The sequence below is a fragment of the Leptolinea tardivitalis genome (genome assembly GCF_001050275.1).
Taxonomy (GTDB): domain Bacteria; phylum Chloroflexota; class Anaerolineae; order Anaerolineales; family Anaerolineaceae; genus Leptolinea; species Leptolinea tardivitalis.
Genome location: NZ_BBYA01000009.1, coordinates 72,674 through 91,847 on the forward strand (window position 1 = coordinate 72,674; position 19,174 = coordinate 91,847).

At 50.6% G+C, this 19,174-nt stretch carries 19 protein-coding genes; 4 read left to right on the top strand and 15 right to left on the bottom strand.

All coding sequences use genetic code 11. The features are described from left to right. Nucleotides 1–10 precede the first annotated feature (10 nt). The 11 genes from aroQ to LTAR_RS07605 all read right to left on the bottom strand — a co-directional run bounded on the left by aroQ (nt 11) and on the right by LTAR_RS07605 (nt 9,674). Entirely contained in the window at nt 11–457 is a 447-nt protein-coding gene (gene aroQ, locus LTAR_RS07555; protein WP_062421594.1) for a type II 3-dehydroquinate dehydratase, read from the bottom strand. Beyond that, nucleotides 426–2,042 (bottom strand): 3-dehydroquinate synthase, encoded by a 1,617-nt coding sequence (aroB, locus tag LTAR_RS07560; RefSeq protein ID WP_062421595.1) that lies wholly within the window; start codon nt 2,040–2,042, stop codon nt 426–428. Before aroB ends, aroQ begins: the two co-directional genes overlap by 32 nt. Next, a complete protein-coding gene (gene aroC, locus LTAR_RS07565; protein ID WP_062421596.1) occupies nt 2,039–3,211 on the bottom strand; it encodes a chorismate synthase in 1,173 nt (390 codons plus the stop codon). The genes aroB and aroC overlap by 4 nt, the downstream gene beginning before the upstream one ends. Next, nucleotides 3,208–4,071 carry a shikimate dehydrogenase gene (gene aroE, locus LTAR_RS07570; protein WP_062531869.1) on the bottom strand — a complete coding sequence of 288 codons (864 nt, stop codon included), beginning with the start codon at nt 4,069–4,071 and terminating at the stop codon, nt 3,208–3,210. The genes aroC and aroE overlap by 4 nt, the downstream gene beginning before the upstream one ends. Continuing rightward, nucleotides 4,068–5,423, bottom strand: coding sequence for a 3-phosphoshikimate 1-carboxyvinyltransferase (aroA, locus tag LTAR_RS07575; RefSeq protein ID WP_062421598.1), 1,356 nt, complete (start codon nt 5,421–5,423; stop codon nt 4,068–4,070). The genes aroE and aroA overlap by 4 nt, the downstream gene beginning before the upstream one ends. Beyond that, on the bottom strand, nt 5,420–6,298 hold the full coding sequence (locus LTAR_RS07580; RefSeq protein WP_062421599.1) for a prephenate dehydrogenase: 879 nt from the start codon (nt 6,296–6,298) through the stop codon (nt 5,420–5,422). The genes aroA and LTAR_RS07580 overlap by 4 nt, the downstream gene beginning before the upstream one ends. 1 nt (nt 6,299) lies before the next feature. Beyond that, on the bottom strand, nt 6,300–7,310 hold the full coding sequence (aroF, locus tag LTAR_RS07585; RefSeq protein ID WP_062421600.1) for a 3-deoxy-7-phosphoheptulonate synthase: 1,011 nt from the start codon (nt 7,308–7,310) through the stop codon (nt 6,300–6,302). Nucleotides 7,311–7,365: 55 nt separating this feature from the next. Then, entirely contained in the window at nt 7,366–7,743 is a 378-nt protein-coding gene (aroH, locus tag LTAR_RS07590) for a chorismate mutase (protein WP_062421601.1), read from the bottom strand. 200 nt (nt 7,744–7,943) lie between these two features. After that, nucleotides 7,944–8,795, bottom strand: a complete 852-nt coding sequence (gene pheA / locus LTAR_RS07595; protein ID WP_162837304.1) for a prephenate dehydratase — start codon at nt 8,793–8,795, stop codon at nt 7,944–7,946. After that, complete coding sequence (locus LTAR_RS07600) at nt 8,792–9,034, bottom strand: hypothetical protein (protein WP_062421602.1); 243 nt, start codon at nt 9,032–9,034, stop codon at nt 8,792–8,794. Before LTAR_RS07600 ends, pheA begins: the two co-directional genes overlap by 4 nt. A gap of 73 nt (nt 9,035–9,107) precedes the next feature. After that, nucleotides 9,108–9,674, bottom strand: coding sequence for a DoxX family protein (locus LTAR_RS07605; RefSeq protein ID WP_062421603.1), 567 nt, complete (start codon nt 9,672–9,674; stop codon nt 9,108–9,110). Nucleotides 9,675–9,839: 165 nt separating this feature from the next. Here LTAR_RS07605 and LTAR_RS07610 point away from each other — a divergent pair, with 165 nt between their 5' ends. Beyond that, nucleotides 9,840–10,763: a 4Fe-4S binding protein gene (locus tag LTAR_RS07610; RefSeq protein WP_062421604.1), complete on the top strand. Its 924-nt coding sequence runs from the start codon at nt 9,840–9,842 to the stop codon at nt 10,761–10,763. Between the two features lie 84 nt (nt 10,764–10,847). On the opposite strand, the gene LTAR_RS07615 is transcribed toward LTAR_RS07610, so the two are convergent. Beyond that, complete coding sequence (locus LTAR_RS07615) at nt 10,848–13,103, bottom strand: clostripain-related cysteine peptidase (RefSeq protein WP_062421605.1); 2,256 nt, start codon at nt 13,101–13,103, stop codon at nt 10,848–10,850. A 130-nt stretch (nt 13,104–13,233) separates the two neighbouring features. Between LTAR_RS07615 and LTAR_RS07620 the strand changes: the two genes are divergently transcribed. Genes LTAR_RS07620 through LTAR_RS07630 form a run of 3 tightly spaced genes read left to right on the top strand, consistent with a single transcriptional unit; the run spans nt 13,234 to nt 14,943 of the window. Further along, nucleotides 13,234–13,986, top strand: coding sequence for an HpcH/HpaI aldolase family protein (locus tag LTAR_RS07620; protein WP_062421606.1), 753 nt, complete (start codon nt 13,234–13,236; stop codon nt 13,984–13,986). 1 nt (nt 13,987) lies between these two features. Then, nucleotides 13,988–14,539, top strand: a complete 552-nt coding sequence (locus LTAR_RS07625) for a GNAT family N-acetyltransferase (RefSeq protein ID WP_062421607.1) — start codon at nt 13,988–13,990, stop codon at nt 14,537–14,539. Between the two features lie 14 nt (nt 14,540–14,553). Further along, a complete protein-coding gene (locus LTAR_RS07630; RefSeq protein WP_062421608.1) occupies nt 14,554–14,943 on the top strand; it encodes an Mth938-like domain-containing protein in 390 nt (129 codons plus the stop codon). Nucleotides 14,944–14,946: 3 nt separating this feature from the next. On the opposite strand, the gene LTAR_RS07635 is transcribed toward LTAR_RS07630, so the two are convergent. Genes LTAR_RS07635 through LTAR_RS07645 form a run of 3 tightly spaced genes read right to left on the bottom strand, consistent with a single transcriptional unit; the run spans nt 14,947 to nt 19,160 of the window. Next, nucleotides 14,947–15,948 (bottom strand): class I SAM-dependent methyltransferase, encoded by a 1,002-nt coding sequence (locus LTAR_RS07635; protein WP_062421609.1) that lies wholly within the window; start codon nt 15,946–15,948, stop codon nt 14,947–14,949. 20 nt (nt 15,949–15,968) lie between these two features. After that, complete coding sequence (locus LTAR_RS07640) at nt 15,969–17,180, bottom strand: L-serine ammonia-lyase (RefSeq protein WP_062421610.1); 1,212 nt, start codon at nt 17,178–17,180, stop codon at nt 15,969–15,971. Further along, a complete protein-coding gene (locus tag LTAR_RS07645) occupies nt 17,181–19,160 on the bottom strand; it encodes an aldehyde ferredoxin oxidoreductase C-terminal domain-containing protein (RefSeq protein ID WP_062421611.1) in 1,980 nt (659 codons plus the stop codon). Between the last annotated feature and the right edge of the window lie 14 nt (nt 19,161–19,174).

Sequence of the window (19,174 nt, forward strand, 5' to 3'; positions counted from 1 at the left end):
ATTGAAGGCGTTAATGGCCGGGATCTTTTATTATTCCGGCCAATCCACGCAGACCCAGAAGGTACGACTGCACCCCCAGTCCACTTATCGTTCCTGCGCACACAGCAGAAATCATGGATGTGTGCCGGAATTCTTCGCGGGCATGCAGATTGGAGAGATGCACCTCAATGACCGGCAGGCTGATGGCGGAGATGGCGTCACGAAGTGCAACAGATGTATGCGTGTAACCGCCGGGATTGAACACTACACCGTCGGCCCAGGTGCGCGCCTCGTGCAATGTATCAATCAATACCCCTTCGTGGTTGGATTGGAAGCAGCGTACCTCTACCCCCAATTCCTTCCCCAGATCAACCATCCGGGCATTGATATCCTCCATAGTTAGCGTACCGTATACACCCGGTTCACGCAGACCGAGCAGGTTCAGATTAGGACCGTGCAAAACAAGCACTGAAGGCATGATTCCTCCTGAGATCTTCTGGCGTCAGGCGTATGCCGGTTCTCACCTGACCTATTTCAACCGGCATGGCAAACTTGACGGCATCACCGGATCGTTTTTTATCGCGAAACAGGGCGGCTTCCACGGAATCGCGGTCCATGCCGGTGGGAATATTAACCGGTAGTCCGAAGCCCGAAACCATACGGCTGATTTCGTCCGTCAGTCCGTTGCGGGCAATACCCATTTCTTCGGCCATGCGAGTCTCCACAACCAGACCGATACCAACAGCTTCTCCGTGGCTGACCGCGTAATTGGATACTCGTTCAATGGCATGCCCGATGGTGTGACCGGCGTTTAAGGCAGCTCGAATACCCTGTTCATATGGATCCTGCTCAATCACCCGGATTTTCACTGCCATAGCCCGTCGAATGATGGCCGCCAGCGGTTTTTTCCGGATGTTTTCCATTGATAATCCGGTCAACCTGCGGCATGCCTCAAAGAGAACGGGATCACTGATTACGCCATGTTTGATAATTTCTGCAAAACCGCCGCGCAGTTCACGCTCTGGCAATGTCGCCAGAACATCCGGGTCTGCCAGCACCAGCGAAGGGGCATGGAAAGCGCCGATCAGATTCTTACCTTCTGGCAAATCGGCCCCAGTTTTTCCACCCAGGGAAGCATCGGCCATAGACAGCAGAGTTGTAGGCATAACCACCCAGCGGACACCGCGCAGGTATGTAGCTGCCGCAAAACCCGCCAGATCGCTGACCACGCCTCCGCCCAACGCCGCCACGGTACTGCTGCGGTCAAGATGGTTGGCCAGGAAGAATTCCCACAACTGGTTTACCGTATCGATGGTCTTAAATTCTTCTCCCGCTTTTATCTGGAACAGGGAGGCAGAATACCCTTCTTTTCTCAGTGCTTCCATCACTTTTTCCGCATACAACGGGCCGACATGATCATCCGTCACCAATGCGACCGGACCGTTCAGGCGGCGGGCAGTCAGTTCTCTGCCGATATCCTGCAATCCGCCCGGCTGAACCAGCACATCATAACCGCCGTTTTTACCGGCTCCGCTTTGCATTCCTTTAACCCGGAATAAACCCAGTTGAATCTGCACCTGCCAGGCGGCCTGTTCCGGGGTCAAATTTTCCGTATCAACGTGATGGGTAAAAGAACGGTAATGGTCTGACCGGCTTTCCAACAGGTTTCCGAGCTTTTCTTTCAGCTCTCCGGCCAGCAGAGGTCTCTGGTTTGAATCTGCCTTTATGCGGGCATGGATCACTTGCAGTGGAGCATCCAGAACCATCACCTCACCGGCTTTTTCAGCGGCCGACCGATTTTGAGGTAATAACAACGTTCCACCGCCCAGAGCAATGATGCCGGAATCTTGCCCGATCAGCCGATTCAACATGGTTGTTTCACGCTGCCGGAAACCGATTTCTCCCTCATCTTGAAATATCTGCCAGACCGGTTTGCCGGCATCCTGTTCGATTTCGTAATCCAGGTCGTGAAAAGTCAGGTCAAGGTTTTGCGCCACCAATCGGCCGATAGTACTCTTCCCCGAGCCGGGAGGACCGTAGAAAAAGAGGATGGGATTGGTCATTCCGGCCACCAGATGTGTGCAGTATTATCCATTGTTAAATCACCCAATCGCATCTTCTTAAGGTTTTCATAGCGGGGACGCATTTCTGATAACGAATCACCGCCAAGTTTTTCCAGCAGGGCATCTGCCAGCACAAAGGCCAGCATGGATTCAACTACCACAACGGCGCGAGGAACCGGGCAAAAATCTGAACGTTCATATCTGGTATCAATACCTTCGCCGGTGGCCAGGTTGACTGATGATTGCGGGGTCAGGGTTGTGGCAATAGGCTTCATGGCTGCCCGTACAATCACCGGAAGTCCGTTGGAAATACCTCCTTCGATGCCGCCGCACCGATTGGATGGACGGATCAGCTGGCTATTTTCAACGTGAATAGCATCCTGTACACTCGTTCCCGGATGACGGGTATTTTCAAATGCCGGTCCTATTTCCACTCCCTTGATAGCCTGGATGCTGAGAATGGCCGCTCCGATGCGGGCCTCCAGACGTTTATCCCACTGGGTGAAAGAGCCCAGTCCAACTGGCAGCCCGATAGCAACAGCCTCAATAATGCCGCCCAGAGTATCTTTAGCCAGAGTGGTTTCACGGATTAATGTTTGCATAGCCTGTGAGGCTGATGGGTCGGGGCAGCCGGTGTCAGATTTACGGGCAATGGAAATCCGTTCCTGAAGGGGTATGGATTGGAGATTGGCTTCAACCGAACCGATTGAGGTGACATATCCGCCTACCTCAATACCAAAATTGGCCAACAGCTGGCGGCAGACGGATCCCACAGCCACCCGGGTGGCTGTCTCACGGGCAGAGGCCCGTTCTAGGGCGGGACGTAAGTCGGAATAACCAAATTTGACCGCACCCGTCAGATCGGCATGGCCCGGGCGCGGAATGGTGAACGGATCGACGCTGATCCCTTTCCAATGGGCATGATCTCTATTTTCAATCATCATGGCGAGCGGTGCCCCGGTGGTATGACCGCCCATTAAACCGCCCAGAATTACTGCCCGATCCTGCTCCATTTTCATGCGCGGTCCGGCGCCTGACCCGCTTTGACGGCGGGCAAGATCGGCATTGATACTGTCAAGATCTACCTTTAACCCGGATGGAAGTCCGTCAAGGGTGGCAATCAAGGCGGGGCCGTGGCTTTCACCAGCGGTGAGAAATCGCAATGTCATAGAGAAATCCTTTCACAGGCAGCCTGTTGGAAAACATCAATCGGAATGGAATGACCTGTCCAGATTTCAAATGCCCGAGCCGCCTGCCCTGCCAGCATTCCCAGACCGTTCACGGCCGTCAAACCGGCTGAACGGGCGACGGACATGAGTCTGGTTTCTGCCGGATTGTAGATCAGGTCATATATGAATGCCCTGCGGGGAAAAGGCAGATCGACAGGCCACGGTGAGGAATGGATATCCGGACTCATTCCGGCCGGCGTGGTATTGACGATCAGAGTGACATCTGGAAGCAGGGAGAACTGTTCTACCGGAAATGCTGAGACCGGGTGGTGGGCGGATGAAAACTCGGCTGCCAGCTGTTTTGCCTGATCCGGTCTGCGTGAGGAAATATTAATTTGCCAACCATCCATCATAAGAGAATACACAATAGCCCGGGCTGCTCCACCGGCTCCCAGAATCTGTACCAATCCAGATTGACCCTCATACTGGTTTGCCAGATCCTGACGAAAGCCAGACCAGTCGGTGTTGTCACCCCATAATTGTCCGTTTGAATTCAAAAAGACAGTATTGACCGCTCCAATCGTCCGGGCAGCCGGAGTGAGATTATCCAAAAAAGCACAGACTGTCTGTTTGTGCGGAATTGTCACATTCAGTCCCGTCAAATCTCCATGTTTCATCCGATCAACCAGACGGAACAATTCTGCTTCTCCTGCCGGAAGCGGCGCAATGGGAAACAGCGAATAGTCGCCATTTAAACCGGCTGCCTGTAACGCTGCTTTGTGCATGACTGGTGACAGGCTGTGTTCCACCGGCCATCCAATCAACCCGAGGTGATACGTCTGAATGACAGCACACATCATGCGTGACTTGGTTCCAGATTGGGTGTGTCTTCCAGAGCACCACCCAGCCGGGTGATGACATCGGTAAATTCCGGGAAGGACTCCTGCATGATCTCGGAATTCAGTACGGTGATTGGCTGTTGCGAAGCCAGACCAGCTACAGCCAGCGACATTGCCAGGCGGTGATCTCCATGCGGATCAACAGTCCCTCCCTGTATGGCACCTTTTCCATGGATGGAAAAACCATCAACAGTCTCATCAACAGAAACACCAATCGCTTTCAATTCGGCACAAAGCCCGCTGATGCGGTCAGATTCCTTCAGACGTAATTCAGAGGCGTCGCGTACTGTGGAAGTTCCACTGGCAAAGGCGGCTGCTATGGCAAATATGGGGAATTCATCGATCATCCGCACCACCTGTTCACCGGAAATATCCACACCTTTCAACGGACAATGCCGAATGGTCAGATCACCCACAGGTTCGCCATTCCGGCTTGGCCGGGCGGCAATCTGTATGGAAGCACCCATGGAGAGCAGCACATCCAGCAGCCCGGTGCGTGTGGCATTCAGACCTATGTTTTGCAAGGTGATCTCCGAACCCGGGGTGATCACAGCGGCCACAATCAGGAAAGCGGCAGAAGAAAAATCCCCCGGAAGCGACATCGTCAATGGTTTCAACGAATAACGGGTTGCCGGGGGAATCAGGTGGGTTTGATATTGGGCCGAACCGTTTGCGGATGTTTTCTCGCTGTTGATGGTGACTCCCATGCCTGCCAGCATTCTTTCGGTATGGTCGCGCGAGAAACCGGGTTCGATGATAGTCACCGGCTCTCCGGCCGACAGACCGGCCAGCAGCAGGCAGGTTTTTACCTGGGCGCTGGACACCGGGGTGTTAATGATGCCGCCTTTTAGGGGAAGATGGGATACCCCCATACTCAGTGGGGCGCACCCGGCTGTACCTTTTACATTCACACCCATTTGTTGCAGCGGCACAATGATACGGTCCATAGGCCGGCGGCGTAATCCCTTTGATCCATCCAATACCGCAGGTGTTCCAGAGGCTGCCAGGGCACCAGATAAGAAGCGCAGAGTTGAGGCAGAATTGCCGCAATTTATGGGAGCAAATGGAATGGAATAACCGCCCAGTCCTCTACCTTCCACGGTCAGCGTGGTGCCATCAAGTTTCCAGAAGATACCCAGGCTGGTGAGGGCCTCTAGCAGCCGTGTTGTTACACCGGAAACCAGAAAATTCTCAATCTGACTGCGGCCGGCAGCCAGCGAGGCAAACAGGGCAGCCCGGTGTGAAAGCGACTTGTCACCGGGAAGAGATATAACTCCCGAAAGGGAGTGACCGGGAAGTATGGTAAGTGTCATAATGTGTCACCTTTACTGAACATTTCAATTCGATTGCGGTTTTCAGACCCGGCTTCGAGTAAATAGCGAAGTTGGGTGAGATCGCCGGTTGAAAGCAAGTTTTCCAGCATAGCCAAATGATCGCGATACTGATGTAGAGAAGCCAGTATCGCATCACGATTGGTTTGCAGTACATCCATCATCATGTCAGGAGACGTACCGGCCAGCCGTGTGGCACTGGCAAAACCAGTAGCCGTCAACGGGGCGGCGGAAACGGGGGTGCAGAATGCCAGCGCATTAGAAATCAGATAAGGCAAATGGCTGGTTGCGGCCACGTGACGATCATGCACGGCGGCATCCAACCACAGGGGGTGTGATCCCAGTAAACCAACCAGAGCTTCAGCCGTCATCCGGGCGACTGGAGAGGTACGGTCCAGTGCTACCAGGGCAAAAACAGCTCCCTTGAAGAGAGATGGATCGGCATTTTCGAGTCCCGAGGTTTCCTTACCGCACATGGGATGTCCACCGACAGGGTCAAACCGATATGGCAGGGTCCGCATGGCTTCGCAGATGGCTTTTTTTGTGGAACCAAAGTCGATCACCATTGCCCGGTTGGGGCAATACGATGGAAGGTTGGAGAGCAGGAATACAATGGAATTCACTGGTGCTGCCAGGATAACCAGGTCTACATCTACCAGAAGATCGCCGGGTTGCACATCAGCCCGGTCGACAACCTTCTGCAACAGGGCAGCCTGAACTACAGCCGGGTTGGGGTCAATACCCGTCAACCGGCGGCATTTCCCTTTCAAAACCCTGGCGGCTGACCCCCCCATTAAACCCAACCCGAAGATGGCCACGTGTTTATCCGCAAAAAAGCCAGGACCTTCATCGCTCATCTTATTTCCGTCCTACTTCACGGGCAATGCCTTTGGCCTGTCTGACCAATATGGCGAATTTCTCAGGTGTGAGGGATTGCCCGCCGTCTGATAGTGCCTGCCGCGGATTTGGATGCACTTCAATGATCAGGCCGTCGGCTCCGGCGGCAATGCCCGCACGGGCCACTGGTGCCACCAGGTCCGCATGGCCTGTGCTGTGACTCGGGTCGAGGATTACCGGCAGGTGAGTCAGGTTTTTCAATACTGGTATGGCATTAATATCGGTGGTGTTGCGGGTAGAAGTTTCAAATGTACGTACACCGCGCTCGCATAAAATAACCCGGCGGTTACCATGAGAGAGAATATACTCGGCAGCCATTAAGAGCTCTTCAATCAAGGCGGATGGGCCGCGTTTAAGCAGCACGGGTTTATCACACTCACCGGCAGCATGCAGAAGAGCGAAATTCTGCATATTACGGGCGCCAATCTGTAAAACATCGGCATATTTGGCTACCAGGGGAACCTGTTCAGGGGCAATCACTTCGGTAAAGACCGGCAGACCGGTCACCTCGCGGGCTTCCGCCAGGATTTCCAGGCCTTCTTCGCCCATTCCCTGGAAACTGTAGGGTGAAGAGCGCGGTTTGAAAGCCCCGCCCCGCAGGGCATGAGCTCCGGCTTCCTTGACAGCCTGGGCGCATTCCAGAAGCTGTGACCGGCTTTCTACAGCACATGGACCGGCTATCATGACGACCTCATCCCCGCCGATCATGAATCCGTCCAGCGGAAATACCGTGTTCTCCGGGATAAATTCGCGGGAAGCAATTTTGTACGGACGAGAAATGGGAACAGTATGGTCAACTCCAGGCATATACATGAGTTGCTCCCGGATCGCTGAAGGATTCGGGCCAACCACAGCGATTACGGTTCGCTCTTCACCGGGATTGACAATCACTTTGAATTTGTTGGCTTCCACCCGGGCAATGACCGCATCAATTTGTTCCTTTGTTGCATCAATATTCATGACAACCATCATAACAACCTCCTTTGGATTTCGAGCCGGTCTGGCGACATGACCGGACGGAATGAGTTCAGTCTGACCGTTTCTGCACAAGATCAGGGCGCAGGATTTCGGCATTTCTTTGATAAATATGTTTGATGTCTTTTTGAGAGAGGGGAGTATTCCAGGTGAGTAAAACGCGAATGCACAGGGGGAGACTGCCGGTAACAGGGATTTCACGAGCGCACATCAGAGGGACGGACGTCCAACCCATTTGACGGGCTGCCCTGGCCGGGTAGGCTGCTGTTAGATCATCCGTCACCGTGAACAGGGCAGAAGCCAGATCGTCTGGCGTAAGGGTTGGATTGGCTTCCTGAATGGCAGCCAGCAGATCTCTGGTGGCAGTCAAAATAGCTTCTTCTGTATTCTCTTCCACGGTTGTGGCTCCGCGAATTCCTCTGACGAACATATTTGCTCCTTGAACAAAAAAAACACGATGCCGTCCGTTGGCATCGTGTCAGGGGATTTTCTGTTTGATTTCCCGCTTAACCTAAACCAATGGCGGCCTGAGGGCTCTGGCGCCATAAAAATAAAAATAGGAGTAATAGCGGGAAGAAAGATTTTTCATTTCGATTTGTTCAAGTTATTGTAGCTCAAATATCCCGCGAGTCAAGATATTTGGTTTAAATTGGCGGCCGGCTTTTTTGAAGGATATGAACCCAGAATTCGCAGCATGGGTGCGAATCCCTGCAGGTTCTGCAAGGCCTGTTTTACAGATTCGTTTTCGGTGGAACCCATAAGGTCAAGATAGAAAAGGTAATCCCAGGGGGTTCCCACCAGCGGACGCGATTCGATCTTGCACAGATCAATCCCGCGAGTGGCAAATTCTCGCATAGCCTGATAAAGTGAACCAGGTTCATTCTTCAGGGTGAAGACAATGGATGTTTTGGCATTTTCCACCGGGTGGACTGCCTCATTGGCCACCACCAGGAAACGGGTGAAGTTCGCCTGGTTATCTTCAATGTGTTCCGCCAGAACCTGCATCCCGAAAATTCGGGCTGCCTGCACAGAAGCAATAGCGGCCAGTGTGGGATCGTTCTGACTGCGGATGATCTTCACACTTCCGGCTGTATCATAGACAGGTTCAACCTTAACCCCTGGCAGCGATTTGAGATATTGAGCGCACTGTGCCAGTGCCTGTGGATGGCTCATGACGGTTTTTATATCCGCCAGTGTGGAACCGGGGCGCGCAATGAGACAGTGACTTACCCGCAGGTAATGCTCTCCCACCACCCACAACGGGTTTTGCATTAGCAGATCATAATTCTGGTGGATGCTTCCGGCCAGTGAATTTTCGATGGGGAGCACACCAAACTGACAATCTCCGTTTTTTACAGCCTGAAAAACTTTTTCAAACGATTCACAGGGAACAGCAGATACATCTGTCTGGGAGAAAAATTCAAAAACAGCCGCTTCGGAATATGCCCCGGGTTCACCCTGAAAAGCTGCTCTCATGGTCATTTTCTTTCTCTCGATTCTGGTTGGGAATGCCGTTCATTACCACGTTTGAAATTGCCTGTTGCTCTGGCTGTGATCAAACCGGCTTCGTCTTCATTGGCCGATTCAATTCGTTCCTTAAACTGGGCAGCTTCTTCACCCGTCAGAATCTTCACCGGTTTATCTTTCCAGTAAAGAAGAACTTTGCCAGATTTTGTCGCTTGATAGCTGAAATTATACAAATGATTTGCGGCATTCGTCATATACAGAATTGTATACGAACTCCCAGATTATAAATAAAAAGACTTCCATTTGATGAATGGAAGTCTCGTTTTTTTACCCGGTTCTTCCCGGGCTCCAGAACCTGCCCAGTCTGGGTAATATCCACCGGTCTAATCCAAGCCATCCGGCGGTTTTCCAGGCCAGAACCAGCCAGGTGGCAATGACAAACAACATCGGGTTGGTGCTCACCGTTCCGGCCATGAGATAGTTGACGTTCATAAATCCGCCAAAGAAAGCAGCCACTCCGGTGAAAATACCCAGGATTAAAGCCAATCCCACCAGGATTTCGCCGATCACCACAAAACGGCTCCATAAGACAGCATTCGGGAGAACAATATTTTGCAGAAAACCGGCATACCAGTTCTGAACATCAGGGTGCTCTCCGACTGTCTTTGCCAGAGCGCCGTTCAGAAAACCCGTCAAGGCTACACCAGCCTTGTCACCGAACCAGACTGGACTGAACAACTTTGCCCATCCGGCGGTCAACCATTCATACCCAAGATACACACGTAGGATCAGCCAAAGCCATGAAAGCCGTGTATCACTGAAAACAAACTGTGCGATCGGGGGGTCAGTGAGCTTGACCTGACTCTTTGTAGAAGTCCCGGAAATTGCAGACATAATGGGCTCCTTTTACAAGCACGAACCTGTTCCTGTAACAACATATATATGACTATAATACCCATAATTGTCTACAATATCAATATCCTGTAGTTATAAGCGAATCAAAATAAACAAATGTAAATACGATAACGATTTGGATGTTTATGTGTTACAAATTCTGTAATGAAGCCATTAATTCGTCCATCTACCCGTGCGTTTTACCGAGAAGCCCGAAAGAACAGTTCGTTTTCTCTGTTTAACTTCATACACGGGTATGTTTATGCCCGCTGGGTATATTTCTATCTTGCCATGGGAACAGGCCGGCATCCTCTGGCTGTGAAACTCAAACCATTGGTATCTTGGATCGGAAATCAGATTATTAAAAGCCCCCATAAAGATGAATCATCCCCGACGATCAAGATAGAAGATACCTACCACGGTAAAGTTGTTCCGTTGGAGGCAGCTCGTGAGTTGGTTTCGGTCAAAGAAGATATCCAGCTGGGAGACCTGGAAAAAGTCATTCCTTATGCTCTGGCGCGCGATATTGTGTTTAAAAATCCTGACCATATCGTTGCGCTGGATTGTCCCTGCCGGGTGGCGAAAGAAGATTCTTGCACTCCGATAGATGTCTGTCTGATCATTGGTGAACCTTTTGCCAGTCTGGTGCTGGAGCATCACCCTGACCGTTCCCGGGCGATCACATCAGAAGAAGCGCAGGCGATCATCAAGGCAGAAGATGACCGCGGTCATGTACACCACGCCTTTTTCAAGGATGCCATGCTGGGACGTTTCTACGCCATTTGCAACTGTTGTTCATGCTGCTGCGGGGCCATAGAAGCGCAACGGAATGGCACACCCATGCTGGCTTCATCAGGTTATGTTGCAGTGATAGATGACGATAAATGTCAAATGTGTGGAATCTGCCAGAAAAAATGTCAGTTTTCTGCCATTTCCCACAAAGAAAAATATACTGTCAACACGGCGGTGTGTATGGGCTGCGGTGTTTGCGTGAACCAGTGTAAATCGAACGCTATTCATCTGGTACGGGATGCTTCACGGGGAGAACCGCTGGAAATTCGCGAATTGATCCGGAATTTTATGCAATAAACCTGAAGCGGCCTTATTTTATATCGATAAAAAGACTGCCCGGGATTCTTTCCGGGCAGTCTTGCCTTCTAGATAGATAACCGGCTACCTGGCTGTAACCGTTGTATACTCTGCGTAGGAATTGCCGTCCATATCTTCAGCAATGATGCCGATCAGATATTGTCCTTTTGCGGCGGCATGTTCTTCCCATGTCCAGGGTTTATCTCCGAATGTGAGAATTCCAGATTCTTTATAAATCGTTTTCGTTTCTTCCCCTTCGCCGACCATGGGAATCCACTGGGAAAGAATGCTGAACTGGTCGCCCTTTTCAGGGGTAATCTCATGCTGTGGTCCTGAGTTTTGGGTAGAGTTGTATCCCATTACCTGAACCAGGTTGCCATCGCCGTCAAAAAAGAGCGTAGAATAACGATCTTTTTCGCCGTTGGCAAATTTGTATATTCCATTGACGGTATAGAGGGTATCTTCGGTTCCGGCGCCAAAGGTGTTCGGTTCAAGAAGAACCATCTGTTTATGTGTACCATCATTCACCACATACGCAACAGGTTCCCAGTCCATTTCGACCGGGATGTCGCCTTCTCCCCAATCCGGTACAATTCGGCCGTCAATATCCCGGGTTTCTTCTGAATCAATATAATCGAGATCAATTACCTGCAACTGGTCCTGATCTTTCGTGAAGCGGCCGGTGAAGATATACAGGTAGGAAACATTATCACCCGAAATAGAAGTGGAAAGGGTCAAAGGATTTCCGATGGATGCCGTATCCGTGGTGACCTTAATCGGCTTGATCGAAATCTTATTAGCTCCCGGAGCGGTTACAGGAGCATTTTCCACCGGCTTGCTTTCCGGCTTGATTTCCTGTCCGGTGTAATGGAACGCCAGATAATCATCCCACAGACTCTCGCTGGCAAAGCGTTTGGCTGTAGCCATATACGTGGCAAGGTCAGATCCATCGGCCTTGTAAAGTTTTGAATTGGGGAAATAGATGGAAATACCATTAGAACCCTTCTGGCTTGGTCCATGTTTTTCAGCGATGACCGCCTTCTTGATGGCTGATTGCAATACCTGGGCGGCCTTGTCTACATTTTCACTGGTGCTGTCTTTTTGGATTAATTTGGCAAAATTGCCCAGGTCAATATAGGGTGATGGAAAATCCTCGCCAAATACATTTTCATAGGCCTTGGCATGAGAGCGTGACCCAGCCACGACTTTCTGGTTGATCTTACTCAACGGAGTGACCAGTTTATCCAGACTGTCAATCACACCCGGAATCTGTGACAGGTCAATGGCTGCCAGGGTTACCGTTTTGGTTTCTTCTTTGGCCAGTACTGCCGGATCAATATCTCCTGAGGTTTCGTATGTTCGAGAAACATATTTGGCCCGGGCCGCATCATCGGTAATCAAGGTATCTTCTGTGATATAGGTATCTACAATGCTTTTAGCTAATTCCCCAGAATCAATTTTAGGATTGGAAGTCAGTTTCTTCAAAAAGGCAGAGTATGCCCATCCCATTGACGGTTCGGTTTCCTGGGAAAGTACGGCAAAATCGGCATACCGGGCTGTCATACTCATCACTTCCAGACTGCTCATCAGGCAGGCGTCATAGCCGATGATGTCAAACTTCTGAATGCCAGTTTCTTTTTGGATGGCAGCCAGAGAATCATCCAATTCATTCAGATAGAGCATATCGTTCCACCCATCGATCAATATGTCTTTGGGTTTGCTTTCCACATCGCCGTCCGTCCAACCGCCCGGCCAGCCTGTTCCATGATCGCTGAGGATCAGCACATAACGATCTGCCGGATATTTTTTGGCTGCCCAGGTGACAAAATCGATCAGCACCTTGCCGTCTGCCATGTTTACTTCGCCCAGGTCGGCCAGTTCCTTTGAATTTACCTTTTCAAGGTCATCATCCTGAGACAGGTAAAAACGTTTGGCACCGGTAAAATTCTGTTTGCCTTTGAACCCGCCTTTATAGCGGTCAATCTGGGCGACAATATTCACTTTATCCGTCGAACCGATTCGCTCTGCTTCATTAAGATCGGTAAAGATATCCTCCTCCAGAATCGGATCGTCGGCATCCTGATAAAGCATGACGGTCCAGGTATCACCCTTGTTGGTTTTCGGGGAGGCATATGACTGTGTTGATGGATTGGATTCTTCCACTGCTTTAGGGTTGGTTTCAACCACTTCGGTTGAGTCGTCCGATTGGGAGACATCATCCGCGGCGGATTGTTCATCTCCAGAGGAACAACTGATGGTTGCCGTGGCCAGCATGGCAATAATCGCCAGGATCGAAAAAATCCTCCTGGGTTTTTGAAATTTCGAAAGAGGTTCTATCATGTTGTTCCTTTTTTCAATCAGAGGGTTGGGTAAGAATAAATTCTACCAATCTATATACGTAGAAAGATGGATTATATGTTAAAAATAATGTAAATCTACATAAAAAAATCCGTATGTTTACAGAGGAAGTATGGAACCTTCTTTTCGCCAACGATTGCTATCCAGGGAATTATTATGGGGAACTCTTGTTTCGCTGCCAGTGCCGGAAGTTACTGAGATTCTGGCAGATGCCCGATTTGACTGGCTTTTCATCGATATGGAACACTCCCCGCTTGAAGCTGGTGATGTGCAGCATATCGTTCAGGCAGCCGGGGAACATACTGCCGGAATTGTCCGCATTCCATCCAATAATGATGTTTGGATAAAGAAAGCTCTGGATACCGGTGCGGCAGGTGTGATGGTTCCTCTGGTCAATTCTGCTGAAGACGCCCGGCGCGCCGTTCTCTGGAGCAAGTACCCACCGTTTGGATACCGAAGCGTGGGTGTAGGTCGGGTACACCGTTATGGGGCAACCCTTCAACCGGTGATCGATACGGCCAATGAGGATACAGCCGTCATCGTGCAGGTGGAACACATCAAGGGTGTTGAAAATATCAATGAAATTATCTCAGTAGAAGGTGTGGATTGCATTTTAATCGGCCCGTATGATCTTTCGGCCAGCTTGGGCATTCCCGGAAAGGTAATGGATCCGCGTGTGCAGAATGCCATTGAAAAAGTCCGGGATGCCTGCCAGAAGAAGAATATGCCACTGGGTATTTTTACGGCATCCATCCCATATGCGCGTGAGTGCGCGAAGAATGGTTTCACACTTATTGCGGTTGGTACCGATACATTGATGCTGGTTGAGGCAGCCCGGAATACCCTGGCCAGCCTGAAAGCCTGAAATGTTCCGATTGGAATCACCCCGCCTGTACCTGCGTCCGCTGGAAAGCCAGGATGTTCCCGCTTTTGCCGCCTATCGCTCAGACCCTGAAATTGCCCGCTACCAGGGTTGGGGAACGCCGTTCACAGAAGAACAGGCGGAAGAGTTTATTGAACAACAAAAAGCCGTTACACCTGGAGAGATCGGTCAGTGGCTGCAGTTGGGCATGGAGTTAAAAGAAGGCGGTCAATTGATAGGGGACGTGGCTTTTCACATCATTAAAGACAGTCACCGTCAGGTGGAAATTGGGATGACCCTTTCCGCTCCCTATCAGGGTCAGGGTTATGGCACAGAAGCCGTAACAGAATTAGTCCGCTATCTGTTTGAAGAGTTAAGTATCCACCGCGTTTTTGCCAATTGCGACCCTGATAATTTGCCGGCACACCGGCTGCTGGAGCGGGTAGGTTTCCGCCGAGAAGGATGTTTTGTGGAAAGCCTCTGGTATAAAGGCGGCTGGGCATCAGAGCTCTGGTTTGCCCTTTTGGAAAGGGAGTGGAAAGCTCTCCATCCCTGAAAAGGAAGGTAAGAATGGATACCTTTACCGATCCATCGGGACCGATAGAAGCGTTTTCGTGGGGCAGGTTTGTCATTCTGGGGAAGGCGCATTCAGATCAGGGAGAAGGTGTGGGCAAAGATATCCGGATGGTGGGTACCCACGTATCTGAATGGAAAGAACGGAAGGGCCACACATTGCGGCCGGAAATGATCACAGGAGTATTTGACCAGACTATTGATTGTCTGATCATCGGAATTGGTGTCGAAAGTGCCATCGACGTTTTACCTGAGACCAGGCAATACATCCAAGATCATGGAATTGAAAAACTGATTTTGCTGCCAACACCGGAAGCCTGCAAAAAATTCAATGCCCTGGTGCGTGAACGCAAGAATGTTGCCCTGCTGGCACACGGCACCTGTTGAACGCTAGATCAATTTCTTCACCTTTACCACATCGGCCTGACGATCAGGATTCGACGGGGCATCTCTTTGAGTTGGATTCTTTTCCGATATGGCTTGTCTCTGAACGGAAAACCGGTCATCCGGAAGATACTGCTCGATAAAGGGCAGCCCGGGAGAATAAATGAAGCTGCCCGTCGGTTTTAGGGAATTTAATATTTCCATGTACAGGCTGGCATATTGACGGGGTCGTCCATTTTTGTAGCGGTGATGGAAGGCAAAATGATTTGAAAAGGCCATGTGGGATATGACCGTTCCCCAGGAATCCGTCTTGAAGTCAATATCAAACCAATCGGCTTCCCTTAATGAAGGATCTTGATCCACAATCCGGTCAACGCCGATGGCTTTTATTCCTGATTGCCGCAGGTATTTCACCAGTGTCCCGTTTTTTCCACAACCCAGATCCAGAACTGGTTCAATTAAATCTTCTTTTTTCAATCCGAGCAGATCAAGCTGAAATTCCGGGGTATATTCACTGCAGACAACCTGTTTCAGGATGATATTTTCCTGAACCTGCCAGCCGGTTTCCCGGTCAAAGAAACGGGAAATATTGTTGCTCAGGTCTTTAAAATGTTCTTTGACCAGATTGGAAAAATCTTTTTCGAATTCAGCAAATGTCCCGCTTTCCTGTAAAACCATTTTCATACCCTGCAGATAGTTACAGTACATCGCTATCAGCCGTTGCTGTTCATCCTGGTTTAAGTTCACAAACTGGTTGCTGCTATAAGTGAACTCCAGGCTGGACCGCACAAATACGCCAGCCAGATCAATGGAGTATTCCGGGTCGTTAAGTATGGCGATAATACCCGGTCTGTTTTCATACATAAATTCCAGGTTGTCTTTTTCCAGCCGGAGAAAATCGCGGTCCACCTGATACACATCCAGCATGGACTTACGGGCATTCACCTGATATCGACGGAGGACATAGGATGCCAGTTTATTGAAAATTTCTGATTTGGTATCAGGCATAAAATCCGCCCGGTTAAGCCCTAAGGTTTATTTTTGGCAAGGAACCGGTAGGTGATGGCCAGTCCGCCTTCTGCTGTTTCACGGTACACCCGGGGCAGGTCTTCGCCGGTTTGTTTCATCACGGTGACCACTTCATCAAAAGAAACCCGGTGCGATCCGTCAGAGTAGGTGGCGAAGGTAGCGCAATCCATGGCGCGGGTGGCAGCAAACACGTTGCGTTCAATGCAAGGAATTTGAACCAGGCCGTTTACCGGATCACAGGTTAACCCGAGGTGGTGTTCCAATCCCATTTCGGCGGCATATTCGATCTGGCGGATAGTGCCGCCCATCAACTGAGCGGCTGCCCCGGCAGCCATGGCACAGGCTGACCCGATCTCTCCCTGGCAGCCCACCTCGGCACCGGAAATGGAGGCTTTTTCTTTGATCAGATTGCCAATCAAACCGGCTGTGGCCAGTGCCCGTAAAATGTGCTTTTCCGAAGTCTGAACCGTATCTTCAATATGGCAGATTACAGCCGGCAAAACACCGCATGAACCGCAGGTTGGCGCGGTGACGATCAAGCCGCCGGTGGCATTTTCTTCCGCCACAGCCAACGCATAGGCTGGCAGGAAGCCTTCGCGTACCAGGGTATTGCCATTGAGCATACTTTTCCGATGAAACGTCCAGGCTCGGCGTGAGACTCCCAGTCCGCCCGGCAGAACACCTTCTGCTTGAATCCCGCGCTGGATACTCTCATGCATTACCCGGTTGACTTCCCGCAAATAATCCCAGACGCCCTTGCCCTCACAGGCTTCCACATATTCCCAGAACGTCAGGCCGCTGGATGTGCAGTATTTCAAGATTTCAGACATGCTGCTATGCGGATAAACAGAAGCGGCTGGATATTCACCTTCTTCCAATAAGGCGCCACCACCCGGGCTGTAGACTCGCCAGAACGAGGTCTGTTTTCCATCGGCATCCAGGGCTTCGAATTCCATCCCTACCGGGTGCAGAGGTAGATTTATTTCCGGTTTCCAGATGAATTCCACTTTTTTGGGTATTGCAGCTTCCTGAATAGCCTTGTCTGTCAGGTGGCCGCGGCCGGTGGCAGCCAGGCTTCCGTAGAGTGTCACCCGGAAGGAGACGGCTGTATTATTCCGATCAAAAAACATTTCCGCCGCACGACGCGGCGCCATGGTATGGCTGCTAGAGGGTCCATGACCGATACGATAAAGTTCTCGAATCGATTCCATCTATACCTGTAATTTATTGGATTGCCCCGGTGTGAACGCATCTGGAATGGATTGGGCGCCTTCTGCAAAGGCTTCGTCAATACCTTTTTTGACAGCCTTCCACCATTCACGGGCAGCATTCATTTTGTCGGTATGAAAGCGTTCGAGCCATATGTCTAATTGTTCGTCCTTTAAGCCGGCTTTGGACCACTGCTCAAGAAACGTGACCATCAGGTCAACAACGCGTTCGCTTTCCCAGAAAACACTCTTGGGAGATTCGCCCTCATGGATAGCCCGGGCCAGGTTGAATTGGTGTTCTTTGTAATTTACTTTCAATCCATAATGGGCGGCCAGGATTTCATCGGTGATGGTCTCGCTCCATTTCCGATGGAAGCGGCAGATACCGCTGTTTTCGTTGAACAATTCATACGTCATACGTTCCACATTTTTCCTGCCGAGTTTATCCGGCGGGAGGAACTTGTTCTCATAAAATACAAAATATTTTCCCATCATGGGCATCGGGCTGAACATTCCTGCCACCCAGTACTGGTTGGGAACCATGTGCCCTTCATCACCGTGGGAGGTGAATACGGCTCGGTCAATGCTTCGGATGTGATATTTTTTATCCAGCTCTCTGGCAGCTTCCCGGATACCCAGGCGGAAAATACGTCCGGCAGGATCAAACAGGATCATATCAATAATCGCGCGGGCATAGGCGGCATTGCGGGCACTGTCTTTAACCAGGTCAAATTTGGCCGGATCGTCAGTAAATTGGAAGGCAAGTTCACTGGCCGGAGGCAGATTGAAATCTTCCGGCGGGATTAGACCGTTGGCAACAATATCCATAATCCAGGCGATTGTGCCGCCCACCTGGATGGCATCAAACCCCATGGCGTCAGCGTAATCATTGATTTGTTCCGCCGCTCGCTGGTCAAATACGCCGATCTGAGGGCCGAGTGCATGGTAAGGTTCATAATCTTTTTTATAGATGTCATTGATTTTTTTGCAGACCACCGGGCAGGGTTCGCCGCAGTGCTGAAAGTTCTTGGTTTTGATTGTTTCTTCGTTGAACTGGGTTAAGTAGTGTTTCAGAATAAACTGGTCGTGTTGTTTTAACCGTTCATCATCGGAATGATAGATACTGGTGTAATTGAAACTCAGGATTTTTTCCGCCATATCCCGGTTATTAACGCCGAATGTGCCGCCGGTTTCAAATTCGGGAACATAGCGGTATTTTTCAGTTACCGAAATGTCTGTCTGGATGGTTTTCTTGCCAAAATGTTCCAGGAAGTACGCGTCAATTTCAGAGCTGTCCCGCAGATCGGGGTCTTCCCATTCGCCACCGAATATAATGGCGGCCAGGTTGTTGGTCTGTAAGAGGCGCGAACCTAAACCGCCGCGCCCAGCCCAATCAGCCACCACAGAGAGTGTTCCGCGGCGAACAGGGTTTGAACCAATCGCACCTTCATGGGTATACAGGGCAGAAGGACCGACAGCGCAGATGCGCATCTTCCCTTCTGGATATTCATTTTTATACCGGTCAAAAAGGGCCTGCTGAAGGGCGAAGAAACCTACCAGCGGACGGCCTTCTGGATCGGCATAGCCATTCCACAGGGCCTCTACATTCACCGGTTCAAGACGGACAAATATTTCACCCTGTTTGTGATTGAGCAATAGAACGCTGGTTTCTGGAGCACGGCCGCGCAGGGAAACATAATTTACTCCCACACCGTGAAAGGTATAGGCTGCTCCGCCCATGGAAGAAATATAAAAACCATCCCATTGTGATGACCAACCAGTAAAAACCAGACGTCGTGAGCCGGGAATGCTGCTGCCAGCCAGTAATCCTTCTCCAAATGAAAAGCTGTCTGGATACATCCGATACCTATTCCAGCCGTAATCTACCGGACCAAGAATAGAGGGATCTTCAATGGGCTTAAGATACCAATGTTCATTATTCAAATGAACGGTCAATTCTCGTTGGATGATAGGGTATGTCATTTTTGTCCTTATGT

Bases quoted from the DNA above. Each gene is read 5' to 3' on its own strand.
- LTAR_RS07605 (WP_062421603.1), bottom strand. From the start codon at position 9,674: ATGTCTGCAATTTCCGGGACTTCTACAAAGAGTCAGGTCAAGCTCACT.
- aroC (WP_062421596.1), bottom strand. From the start codon at position 3,211: ATGACATTGCGATTTCTCACCGCTGGTGAAAGCCACGGCCCCGCCTTG.
- LTAR_RS07600 (WP_062421602.1), bottom strand. From the start codon at position 9,034: ATGACGAATGCCGCAAATCATTTGTATAATTTCAGCTATCAAGCGACA.
- aroF (WP_062421600.1), bottom strand. From the start codon at position 7,310: ATGATGGTTGTCATGAATATTGATGCAACAAAGGAACAAATTGATGCG.
- LTAR_RS07610 (WP_062421604.1), top strand. From the start codon at position 9,840: ATGAAGCCATTAATTCGTCCATCTACCCGTGCGTTTTACCGAGAAGCC.
- aroE (WP_062531869.1), bottom strand. From the start codon at position 4,071: ATGATGTGTGCTGTCATTCAGACGTATCACCTCGGGTTGATTGGATGG.
- LTAR_RS07645 (WP_062421611.1), bottom strand. From the start codon at position 19,160: ATGACATACCCTATCATCCAACGAGAATTGACCGTTCATTTGAATAAT.
- pheA (WP_162837304.1), bottom strand. From the start codon at position 8,795: ATGACCATGAGAGCAGCTTTTCAGGGTGAACCCGGGGCATATTCCGAA.
- LTAR_RS07640 (WP_062421610.1), bottom strand. From the start codon at position 17,180: ATGGAATCGATTCGAGAACTTTATCGTATCGGTCATGGACCCTCTAGC.
- aroB (WP_062421595.1), bottom strand. From the start codon at position 2,042: ATGACCAATCCCATCCTCTTTTTCTACGGTCCTCCCGGCTCGGGGAAG.
- LTAR_RS07615 (WP_062421605.1), bottom strand. From the start codon at position 13,103: ATGATAGAACCTCTTTCGAAATTTCAAAAACCCAGGAGGATTTTTTCG.
- aroA (WP_062421598.1), bottom strand. From the start codon at position 5,423: ATGACACTTACCATACTTCCCGGTCACTCCCTTTCGGGAGTTATATCT.
- aroQ (WP_062421594.1), bottom strand. From the start codon at position 457: ATGCCTTCAGTGCTTGTTTTGCACGGTCCTAATCTGAACCTGCTCGGT.
- LTAR_RS07580 (WP_062421599.1), bottom strand. From the start codon at position 6,298: ATGAGCGATGAAGGTCCTGGCTTTTTTGCGGATAAACACGTGGCCATC.
- LTAR_RS07620 (WP_062421606.1), top strand. From the start codon at position 13,234: ATGGAACCTTCTTTTCGCCAACGATTGCTATCCAGGGAATTATTATGG.
- LTAR_RS07625 (WP_062421607.1), top strand. From the start codon at position 13,988: ATGTTCCGATTGGAATCACCCCGCCTGTACCTGCGTCCGCTGGAAAGC.
- LTAR_RS07635 (WP_062421609.1), bottom strand. From the start codon at position 15,948: ATGCCTGATACCAAATCAGAAATTTTCAATAAACTGGCATCCTATGTC.
- LTAR_RS07630 (WP_062421608.1), top strand. From the start codon at position 14,554: ATGGATACCTTTACCGATCCATCGGGACCGATAGAAGCGTTTTCGTGG.
- aroH (WP_062421601.1), bottom strand. From the start codon at position 7,743: ATGTTCGTCAGAGGAATTCGCGGAGCCACAACCGTGGAAGAGAATACA.